This is a genomic window from Klebsiella sp. CB_Kp196 (assembly GCF_040061575.1).
GTDB lineage: Bacteria > Pseudomonadota > Gammaproteobacteria > Enterobacterales > Enterobacteriaceae > Klebsiella > Klebsiella michiganensis.
This window is the reverse complement of the sequence record NZ_JBEAFH010000014.1, coordinates 1-10641: the sequence shown is the minus strand read 5'-3', so window position 1 is coordinate 10641 and position 10641 is coordinate 1. Positions and strand designations below refer to the sequence as shown.

The window sequence follows — 10641 nt, the reverse complement described above, 5'->3', positions numbered from 1 at the left end:
AGATTGAGCTGCGTTACGAAAAAATCACCTGGACCTACAAGGACGGCAACATCATTCATTCCGACAGCTGGAACGAACGCGCCACCGCCTGATGACTCGCCATATTTCACGCTGTAGCGCCGTTGGCTGCGTTCGCTTGCCGTCTTGCTACAGCGCGAACTATTTAGAGTCATCCCCTGATGGGCAGTTTCCGCTGCCCGTTTTTTGCTGAGCGCCTGAACTGACGGGCGCTCAGCAAAAAAACAATCTGCCTGCCTGACCTGATGCGCTTTGGGTTCCTGAATAACAGGGAACAGCGACGGGCGGTAGCGTGTCCGGAACTGATAAAGAGAAAAGCTCATGGAAAATCCCGCCATTTTGTTACGCCGTCTTAATCCTTACTGCGCCCGTGCGATGGAAGGCGCTGCCACCCTGTGCCAGACCCGGGCGCACGCGGAAATCCTGCCCGAGCACTGGCTGCTGAAACTGCTGGAGCAGGGCGAGGGCGACCTGACGGTACTGGCGCGGCGCTACGAATGGGATATGGACGCGATATGGCAGGATTTGCTGACCTTTATGGATAAGCTCCCCCGTTCGGTGCGCGGCCGCCCGCAGCTTTCAGACGCTATTCAGACTCTGATGCAGGAGGCATGGCTGAGCGCTTCGCTGGCCGGGGAGGAGCATATCCGTAGTATCCACCTGCTGATGGCGCTGGTGGATAAACAGAGTCTGGTGCGCTGCGACGGCCTGTGGCCGCTGCTGACCCTGGCGCAGAGCCAGCTGGCTCGCCTGCGTCCGCTGCTGGACGCGCAGTCCGAAGAGCGCCCGGAGGTGCAGCAGGAAGCAGAGCTGGCGCAGGGCGACGAGGTGGCGTTTGTCGGCCGTCCGGTTAATGCGGGCGTAAAAGAAGGGGATCTGAATCCGGCTCTGCAGAATGCGCTGGATAAGTTCACCCTCGACGTGACCGCCCGCGCCCGGGACGGCAAAATCGACCCGGTGTTCGGCCGTGATAATGAAATCCGCCAAATGGTGGACATTCTTTCCCGACGCCGCAAGAACAACCCGATACTGGTGGGCGAGCCGGGCGTCGGCAAGACCGCGCTGGTGGAAGGTCTGGCGATCAGAATCGCCGAAGGCAACGTCCCGGATGCGCTGAAACCGGTAAGCGTGCGCACCCTTGACCTCGGCCTGCTGCAGGCCGGAGCGGGGGTGAAGGGAGAATTCGAGCAGCGGCTGAAAAACATTATCGACGCGGTGCAGCAGTCGCCGCTGCCTGTGCTTCTGTTTATTGATGAGGCCCACACCCTTATCGGCGCGGGTAACCAGGCGGGCGGCGCCGATGCGGCTAACCTGCTGAAACCGGCCCTTGCCCGGGGCGAACTCAGAACCATCGCCGCCACAACCTGGAGCGAGTACAAACAGTATTTTGAGCGCGATGCGGCGCTGGAGCGGCGCTTCCAGATGATCAAAGTCGATGAGCCGGACGACGACACCGCCTGCCTGATGCTCAGGGGGCTGAAGTCCCGCTACGCGGAGCATCACGGGGTGCACATCACCGATGAGGCGGTGCGCGCCGCCGTCACCCTCTCCAGACGCTATCTGACCGGACGCCAGCTGCCGGACAAGGCGGTGGATTTACTCGACACCGCCTCCGCCCGCATCCGCATGAGCCTGGATACGGTGCCGGCGCCGCTGACTCGACTGAAGGCGCAGCTCACCGGCCTGGCGATGGAAAAGCAGGCGCTGCTGGAAGATATCGCGGCGGGCAACCACACCCACGGCGAACGCCTGGCGGCCATCGAACAGGACGAAGTCCGTATTATCCTGCAGCTCGACGAGCTGGAAACGCAGTATGGCCAGGAGCTGAAGCTCACGGAAAACCTGCTCGCCTGCCGCGCCGATCTCTCCCGCCACGCGGAAATCGCGGACCTGCAAAACCAGCTTAGTGCCGTGCAGCAGGGGAACCCGCTGCTGGGGCTGGACGTGGACGCGCGCACCGTTGCCACGGTCATCGCCGACTGGACAGGCGTGCCGCTCTCGTCTCTGATGAAGGATGAGCAGACGGAGCTGCTGAGCCTGGAACAGCAGCTCGGTAGACGCGTGGTGGGCCAGGACGCGGCGCTGAACGCCATCGCGCAGCGTCTCCGTGCCAGCAAAACCGGGCTGACGTCGGAGAACGGCCCGCAGGGCGTGTTCCTGCTGACCGGGCCGAGCGGCACCGGCAAGACTGAAACCGCGCTTGCCCTTGCTGACGCGCTGTTCGGCGGTGAGAAATCCTTAATCACTATCAACCTCTCCGAATACCAGGAGCCGCACACCGTCAGCCAGCTCAAGGGCTCCCCGCCGGGGTACGTCGGCTACGGCCAGGGCGGTATCCTCACCGAAGCGGTCAGAAAGCGTCCGTACAGCGTGGTGCTGCTGGACGAAGTGGAGAAGGCCCATCGGGACGTGATGAACCTGTTCTACCAGGTGTTTGACCGGGGTTTTATGCGCGACGGCGAGGGGCGGGAGATCGACTTTCGCAACACGGTTATTCTGATGACCTCCAACCTCGGCAGCGACCACATCATGCAGATGCTGGACGAACGGCCGGAGGCCACGGAATCTGACCTGCATGAACTGCTGCGTCCGCTGCTGCGCGACCACTTCCAGCCCGCGCTGCTGGCGCGCTTCCAGACGGTGATCTACCGCCCGCTCACGCGGGACGCGATGCGCACGATTGTCGGTATGAAGCTCAGCCAGGTGAGCAAACGCCTCAGTCGCCACTACGGCATGACCACTACCATCAGCGACAGCCTGTACGACGCTCTGACGGATGCCTGCCTGCTGCCGGATACCGGGGCGCGCAACGTGGACAGCCTGCTCAATCAGCAGATACTGCCGGCGCTGAGCCTGCAGCTGTTAAGCCATCAGGCGGCGGGGCAGAAGGCGCAGCACCTGATGCTGGGTCGTGATGAAGAGGGGGGGATTGTGATGGAGTTTGGCGCAGGGGCGGGCGTATGAGCGAGATAAAATCCCTGCTGTTCAGCCACAGCCACCATCTGTTAACGGTGCGCGGCTGCAGCGCCCTTCTGGACGTGCTGAGCTTTGAAGGTGAGGAGGCCCTGAGCGAACCGTTCAGATACGTGATTGAGTTCACCAGCGCCGACAAAACCATCACGCCGCAGCAGATGCTGATGCAGGACGCGACCTTCACCCTGCAGGCGCCGGCGGACCAGGGTTTCGGGATTAACATTCAGCAGCCGGTGCGCACGATTCAGGGCGTGGTGACGGCGTTTGAGCGCCTTTCCGCATCCCGCGACGAAACGCACTATTCCCTGACCCTGCAGCCTCGTCTGGCGCTGCTCTCCCGGAGCCACCAGAACCGGATTTACCAGGGTATGTCGGTGCCGGATATCGTGGAGCATATCCTGCGTACCCGCCACGCCATGCGCGGGGAGGACTTTGTCTTCACCCTGGCACAGGCGTATCCGCGTCGCGAGCAGGTGATGCAGTACGGCGAGGACGACCTGCGCTTTATCACCCGCCTGCTGGGCGAGGTCGGTATCTGGTTCCGCTTCACCGCCGACACCCGGCTGAACATTGACGTGGTGGAGTTTTACGATGACCAGCGGCACTACGAGCAGGGGCTGGTTCTGCCGTCGGTGCCGCCCTCCGGCCAGCACGACAGCGGTACCGAGTCGGTGTGGGCGCTGAAAAGCCAGCATAACGTGGTGCAGCAGTCGGTGTTCACCCGGGACTATAACTACCGCAACGCGCCGGAGGAGATGAGCCAGAGCGCGGACGTGACGTCCGGCGACGTCACCACCTACGGTGAGGCGTATCACTGGGCGGATAACTACCTGGCGCCGGGCAGCGACGGCCAGCGCAACCCGGAGCCGGAGAGCGGGGCGTTTTATGCCCGTCTGCGCCACGAGCGCTACCTGAACGACCAGACCCGGCTGAGCGGCAGAACCAGCAGCGCGGCGCTGGCGCCGGGCCGGGAGCTGAAGGTCACCGGAGGCGCTGAGGTGACGGAGGTTTTCCGCCAGGGCGTGGTGATTACCGGCATCCACAGCCGCGCCCGTCGCGACCGCAGCTATGAGGTGGCGTTTACGGCCATCCCGTTCTCGGAAAATTACGGCTTCCGTCCGCAACCGGGCGACAGGCCGGTCATGGCCGGCACGCTGCCGGCGCGGGTGACCAGCACGAAAACCAACGATATCTACGGCCATATCGACCGCGACGGCCGTTATAAGGTCAACCTGCTGTTCGACCGCGACCACTGGTCGCCGGGGGAAGAGAGTCTGTGGGTACGTCAGGCGCGCCCCTATGCCGGGGACACATACGGCCTGCACCTGCCGCTGCTGGCGGGGACGGAAGTGGCCATCGCTTTTGAGCAGGGAGACCCGGACCGTCCGTATATTGCCGGTGTCCTGCACGACTCGGCGCACCCGGACCCTGTCACCATCCGGAACTATAAGCGCAACGTCCTGCGGACCCCGGCGAACAACAAAATCCGCCTCGACGACGCGCGTGGCAAAGAGCACATCAAGGTCAGCACGGAGTACGGCGGCAAGAGTCAGCTGAACCTGGGGCATCTGGTGGACAGCGAAAAACAGCCACGCGGCGAGGGGTTTGAGCTGCGGACGGACAGCTACGGAGCGATACGGGCCGGGAAAGGGATCATGCTCACCACCGAATCGCAGCCGCGTGTGCAGGGCAAACAACTGGATATGGCTGCGGCGATCGCGGAACTGGAAAAGGCGCTGTCGCTGGCGAAAACATTACAACAATGTGCCGCCACTGCTGGAGTCAGTAAGGTGGACACTGGGCAACAGCAACAACTCAGTCAGGTACTGAAACAGCTAAAAGGGGCGGGGCTTCTGACGTATGCCGGAGAGGGGCAAGCACATATTACGCCTGCCAGCCTGCAATTTTCCGCAGGCCAGGATTTAGTTGCGACGGCAGGTAACGATGCCAGCATCAACGTGGTGAAAAAATTCTCACTGGCTGTTGGCGAAAAGCTGGCCTTGTTTGCCCGAAAACTTGGCATCCAGATAATTGCCGGTGCGGGAGATATTACAACTCAGGCACAGCGCGGTGCCATGCATATGCTTTCACAGCAGGATTTCACATTGACCAGCACCGACAGCAAGCTAAATATCAGCGCCAAACAGGGCATACAACTGGCCTGCGGAGGTGGAGGCATCCGCATTAACGCGGACGGATCGGTTGAAGTATTCTCACCCACAGGCGTTGATATTAAAGCGCCAAACTTTGCCTATAAAGGCCCTGAAAGTGTGCAGATACAGATGCCAAATTTTGATAAAGGGGCGTTTAAACATCGGTATCGGCTTCATGCTTCCGATGATCCCGAGCAAATTCTGACCAGACAAAAATTTCGCGTCAAAAGCGCGGCGGGCGACATCATCGAAGGTGAGACAGACAGCGAAGGGTGTTCCCCCCTGCTTGATGCGACCGATCTTGATATCTGGACACTGGAGTTATGCTCATGACGGATAAAAAAAACAGTCCGTATGCTCCGCGCATAGCTTCCAGAAACGATGTGTCGGTGCATAAAGATCTTGGGAAAGCGGCCCAGACCTGCAATGTGGCGGTTCCCCGCCCCATGCCCTGTATCGTCATACTGGTGCATGGTGTGAATGATGTGGGTGAAGCGTATCAGAACCAGGAAAATGGCATTATTGCGGGTCTGAGTAAGCGCCTTAACCGTACTGACCTCTACGCGCATGAATGGAAGGATTTCATGATGATGCACAACGAAGAGGCACAGAAAAAAATCGCCGCGCCGGGTCGTTCGCCGGTTATTCCGTTTTACTGGGGCTACAAGCCGGTGACGTATGACGACTGGGTTGCGGACCAGCAGAATTACCGGAAAGAAGTGGATGTCCAGAAACTGGGGGACAAAGCCCATATTCCCTATGATGCTTATCAACAAAATGATAAAGAGAAAATGAAGGCCGTTGGTAATGATGGCGAGAATAAGCTGAAGTTTCAGAACGACAACTGGAACAATGCGCTGGATATGAATTATGCCAAAGGTGGTGGAACCTTTGCTAATGCCACCACCAACATCCCCGATATGCTGGGGCCGGGGGCGGGGGGGACGGCTGTTGCCGCCGCGGGGTTTAGCACACTCTATCTGAACGGTGGTGACTATACGCACCCGATTTTTCCCAATCCGCACCGTATTTATCAGTTTTTTGCCGCCCAGCGGCTGGCGGATTTGATTATTCAGATCCGAAGTGAAGATGTAACGAAGAATGATGTGATAAATATAGTGGCCCACAGCCAGGGGACCATCATCACCATGCTGGCAAATATGCTGGTCAAACAGGCGGGATACAATCCGGCCAACTGCGTGATTCTGAACCATTCGCCGTATTCGCTGGAAAGCCGGCTGATGGAAAATGCCCAGTCGGGCCATCACCAGACCAGCGCGGCGCGGCAGCAGACGTTCAAAAACTTTTGCGCCGTGATGGCGGAACAGTACAAAGGCGGCGAGCTTTCCGGTGATGACATTGAGGCGCTGGAGGGGAGTTGCACGCTGCGCAGGCCGGAAGAGAATCCGCTGCGTAAGGACAAGAGGTATCGGCGTAACAACAACGGCAAGGTGTATAACTATTTTTGTCCGAACGACGGAACGGTGTCGCTGAGGAATATTCAGGGTTTTGGCTGGCGGGGAATTCCGCAGAATATTGCCGGAAATATCCCTAATTTATACCAGAGGGTGTTTTATCAGCACGGCAGAGTGGGTGATCCACCAGATAGCAAACCATTTAAGATGCCTTCTCCGGGTAAGGGCGACTTTACCTACGGCGTTACCACGAATGCCAGTTATACCGCGAACGATGTGATGATTAACGGTGAAGAGCTGCCGGAGCCTTTCATTTTTAAGTTACAGGGGGAAGATAATCACCCGGATGACGACCAGGAAACCTGTGACATACCGTATAAGACGGATATTAACCCTGACAGCCCGGATGCGTATATCTCCTACTCGGCGAAAGCGTATGCCATCAGCAGAACGGAAACGGTGGTGTTTCCTCTGGGTAAATATGATTACCCGGAGATGAAGCCCGGACACTCGTTAACGCCGGATGAAATAAAGCAACTCAGCCGTGAGAAAGGTTATACGGTTGTGCAGGGTAAGGTGGCAGGGCTGGGTGATATCAGAAACCTGATGCTGGTCCGGGTGCGTTCACGCGAAGATCTTGAAAAGGAGTGGCAAAGATCAGATCCGGTGGGTTACAGCCAGCACTCCTCTATCGTGATGAGTGATTTTGCGCCTGCTCAGGCGATGGCGTTTGACCTGGCGATAGGGCAGTGTAAGGCGTTTAATTATAAAGCGGGAGCCTTCTGGGAAGCCCTACTGCGCCGTGCTGACTGGCGGGATGTGCATAATGGAAACCCGCAGGCGAGAGAGTATTACCGGACCGGGAGACTGGATACTGCTCTCACAAAGGATTTTATGAATAAACCTGATGAAGTTGTTCCTTCGTTAAAAGAGTGTGGGGTGGTGAATAAATATATGAATGCCACAACGATAATTCCTTCTCAGGGGTATCTGGCAAAAGACTATAAAGAAATACCAAATACGCAATGGGACAGGCCGGACACGCTGACGGACCGTGAGCTGGGTATAACGAAAGGGAACTGATATGAATTTCACTCAGATGACAGGCAGTGTGTTAGCGGCAATGCTGGTGGTCAGCGGATGCGGTGCCAAAGAACCACCTATGCAGGTGGTTTACCGCTTTGACGACCATCGTTATCTGGAACTCAAAGGCTGGAACTGTGAGGGAGAACTCTGGTACACGGATACGCAAAGAGGTATTCATTCACAGCTATATTTCCAGTTTTTTCGGATATTCACCAAAAAATTTGTGCACCCTTCGGAACGCTATCTTGCTATCCCAAATTGGGACCCAGGGGCTTTCAGAGTATCTAAGGATTACGGAAAAACCTGGACCACGGCGACATATTCTCCCGGAGAAAACGAACCGAATGGTGACTCATCACCGCCGAGAGACGACATTCTTTCCTTCACAGTTGTGAATGACCAGGGCTTTTTGCAAACGAAGCACCGGTTATATATGTCATCAAAGCCGTTTGACGATCCGCGCATTCTTCCCGGTGGTCCGGGGATTACCTACACTCTTGATGACGGAACGGTACAGAGAATTGATCCGCAATATCCAGGCTGGGCCTGGGGAGTGGTGTATTTCACCAAAGAAGGATTAGATGGCAAGGTTGTGCGTCATGAAGCTAACTATCAGGATCTTCCCGACGAAGTACCGGAAGTGAAAAATTACCAGGGCTGGGATCATATGCGGTGCGATATGGATGTGGGGAAATAAGGAACCGATATATAATGAGAGGTGTTATTCGTCTTAACGATCCGCTGGTGTGTGGCGGTCATGTATCTACCGCTTCCGGTGTCGAGTTTATGGGTATTAAGGTTGCATTAAAAGGCGATCTGGTTATCTGCCCCGAACATAAAGGGACATTTATCATTGCTGAATGCCATCCATCCTGGACAATGCTTGGGCGTGGTGTGGTGGTTGACGGTTGTAAGGCTGAGTGCGGTTGTACAATAAAAACAACGTTACCAAATGCGGGGGGCGTCTGATGCAATGGTGGTTGTATGAAAAACAGAAAGAGGCGGAAAACCCTGGTATTTCATTATGGCTCCTCATTTTCACTTATGTAGTCGTCATTACATTTTGTTTATTCATTCGTGCAACAACATGGCCGAATAATAAGCATATTGACGCTCTTTTTTTTCTTCCGGCGTTGGCGCTCCCTTTTTTAATTATTACTGCACTGATGTGCTTTGTTAATATTTTTAAAAGCGCACTTGTTCATTATGCTGAAATGCGTAAGTTTATCGCGTTATCACAGGAATACCATTTAAAACAATATGCCCGGAAAAATGTAATTATTGCCGGATGGTCTGTGATCACTCCACTGGAACAACCTGCATTGAATCTGTTGAAGCTGGAAGGTGAATTCCCGCTGGCCCCGAAAAATCCGTTAAAAATCAGGCAGGAACAGGGGTTTGATTATACTCGTATCGAACAGATATTTGGTGAATTAATTGGGCCATTGGCAACCAAACTAAAAAATCATAACTATCGTGGTTTTAAGACGACGTTATGGGTACGGGGAGGGGATGAGTATTGTTGTGATGAATTACAGCGAATGTTAGGGCGATTTGACATTAATCACAACAGTGACTGCCAGATAGAATATCTGTCAGAATGTCCTGATTATTCCCTTATAAATACATGGATTAAACAGTCGGAGACCTCCCGGGTAAATCGCCTGATATTTATCATCGATATATATGGTGATGATAGCGATTCAAAAAGTATGGAAAGTGCGTGTGCACTTTTACTCACAAACCGTTATGTCAAAATCGAAAGTGAAAAACCAGTTTACCTCTATCAGCCTATGGCGGGAGTAAATGATATTGAGGCTAAAGTCCCTGTGTATCTGCAAACAGCACCGGTAGTTTCACCAAAAACGCTCTGGTACACAGGGTTGTCCCGGGCTGAGAAATATCCGCTGTTGAAAGCGCTTGATGAGCAGAAACAGGCTCCTGAACGACTGGATATTGAGGCATCACTGGGTGAAAGAAGCGCCGGATACCGGTGGCTTGCACTCGCACTGGCTGCTGACGCGGTAAAATATGCGCAGGGTGGGCAACTTGTTGCTGTGTCAGAAAATAATCAGTTTAGCATCGCGGCATTGTCGTCCAGACAACCTCCTGAACTAGATGATTTTAAAGGATTTGAACACACCCAACCTTGGCTTTTTGGAGGAATGTCCGGAATCCTTCTGATGCTTTCTTTTTGGGTGTACCAGTTTAGTTTTTTTGATTCGAAGAACCCATTTTCCTTATGGGGATTTATTGCCGGTAGTTTTACCCCACTCATTGTGGGGGGCGTTATTGGCATATTGGCAACCTGGTATAGCAGTAAAAATGCCTGTGCAGATATGGGCTGGTAATTATGAGCGGCATTCAGGATATCCTGCATACCCGCCACGCTATGCGCTGAGAGGACTTTGACCCTGCACAGGCGTATCCGCGTCGCGAGCAACTGATGCAGTACGGCGAGGAGGACCTGCGCTTTATCACTCGCCTGCTGGCTGAGGTCAGTATCTGGTTCCGCTTCGCCGCCGACACCTGGCTGAACATTGACGTGGTGAAGTTTTGCGATGACCAGCGGTACGGCGCTGGCACCGGGCCAGGATCATCACTTGGAGTACGTATGGAAATTGTTGGCCTTACGCTGGGGTGAGTAATGGCAGCCGTGCTTCTGGTTGCAGCATTTTATATTTCCTGGAAACAGACCAATGAGCTGCAGCAATGGCTGGAAAAAACGATGTGGGGAGTAACACCTGAGGGGCTTCCTCCTGAACCACATCAGACGCTTCAGATTGAAATGCAGAGTCTGAAAGACATTATGCAGGCAGGATAAAAAATGGATTATGATGGGTTAATGATTAAATACAAGTACCGGGCCTCACCTGTACTGACTGAAGATGAACGGGCTAATCAATTACATCAGAATGAAAAAATAGACCTGGGTGACAAGAAAGTCATGGATGATGCGGCGGTGATTCATCTCAGCTCGGGTTATATGGAGGTGG

7 protein-coding genes and 2 pseudogenes are annotated in these 10641 nt (G+C 55.1%); all 9 read left to right on the top strand.

What is annotated here, in order from left to right; all coding sequences use genetic code 11:
* A pseudogene (locus ABLU87_RS04480) lies at positions 1 to 92 on the top strand (type VI secretion system tube protein Hcp); the annotation flags it as partial.
* 247 nt (positions 93 to 339) lie between these two features.
* Positions 340 to 2982, top strand: a complete 2643-nt coding sequence (gene tssH / locus ABLU87_RS04475) for a type VI secretion system ATPase TssH (RefSeq protein WP_148850193.1) — start codon at positions 340 to 342, stop codon at positions 2980 to 2982.
* Complete coding sequence (vgrG, locus tag ABLU87_RS04470; RefSeq protein WP_122117922.1) at positions 2979 to 5477, top strand: type VI secretion system tip protein VgrG; 2499 nt, start codon at positions 2979 to 2981, stop codon at positions 5475 to 5477. The genes tssH and vgrG overlap by 4 nt, the downstream gene beginning before the upstream one ends.
* On the top strand, positions 5474 to 7642 hold the full coding sequence (locus ABLU87_RS04465; protein ID WP_196942112.1) for a hypothetical protein: 2169 nt from the start codon (positions 5474 to 5476) through the stop codon (positions 7640 to 7642). The genes vgrG and ABLU87_RS04465 overlap by 4 nt, the downstream gene beginning before the upstream one ends.
* Before the next feature lies 1 nt (position 7643).
* On the top strand, positions 7644 to 8342 hold the full coding sequence (locus ABLU87_RS04460; protein WP_227633914.1) for a sialidase family protein: 699 nt from the start codon (positions 7644 to 7646) through the stop codon (positions 8340 to 8342).
* A gap of 14 nt (positions 8343 to 8356) precedes the next feature.
* Positions 8357 to 8614, top strand: a complete 258-nt coding sequence (locus tag ABLU87_RS04455) for a PAAR domain-containing protein (RefSeq protein ID WP_074177954.1) — start codon at positions 8357 to 8359, stop codon at positions 8612 to 8614.
* Positions 8614 to 9996, top strand: coding sequence for a hypothetical protein (locus ABLU87_RS04450; RefSeq protein ID WP_122117954.1), 1383 nt, complete (start codon positions 8614 to 8616; stop codon positions 9994 to 9996). Before ABLU87_RS04455 ends, ABLU87_RS04450 begins: the two co-directional genes overlap by 1 nt.
* Before the next feature lie 11 nt (positions 9997 to 10007).
* Positions 10008 to 10217 (top strand): annotated as a pseudogene (locus ABLU87_RS04445) (contractile injection system protein, VgrG/Pvc8 family); the annotation flags it as partial.
* Positions 10218 to 10292: 75 nt separating this feature from the next.
* On the top strand, positions 10293 to 10469 hold the full coding sequence (locus ABLU87_RS04440; protein WP_158413618.1) for a hypothetical protein: 177 nt from the start codon (positions 10293 to 10295) through the stop codon (positions 10467 to 10469).
* Positions 10470 to 10641: the final 172 nt, after the last annotated feature.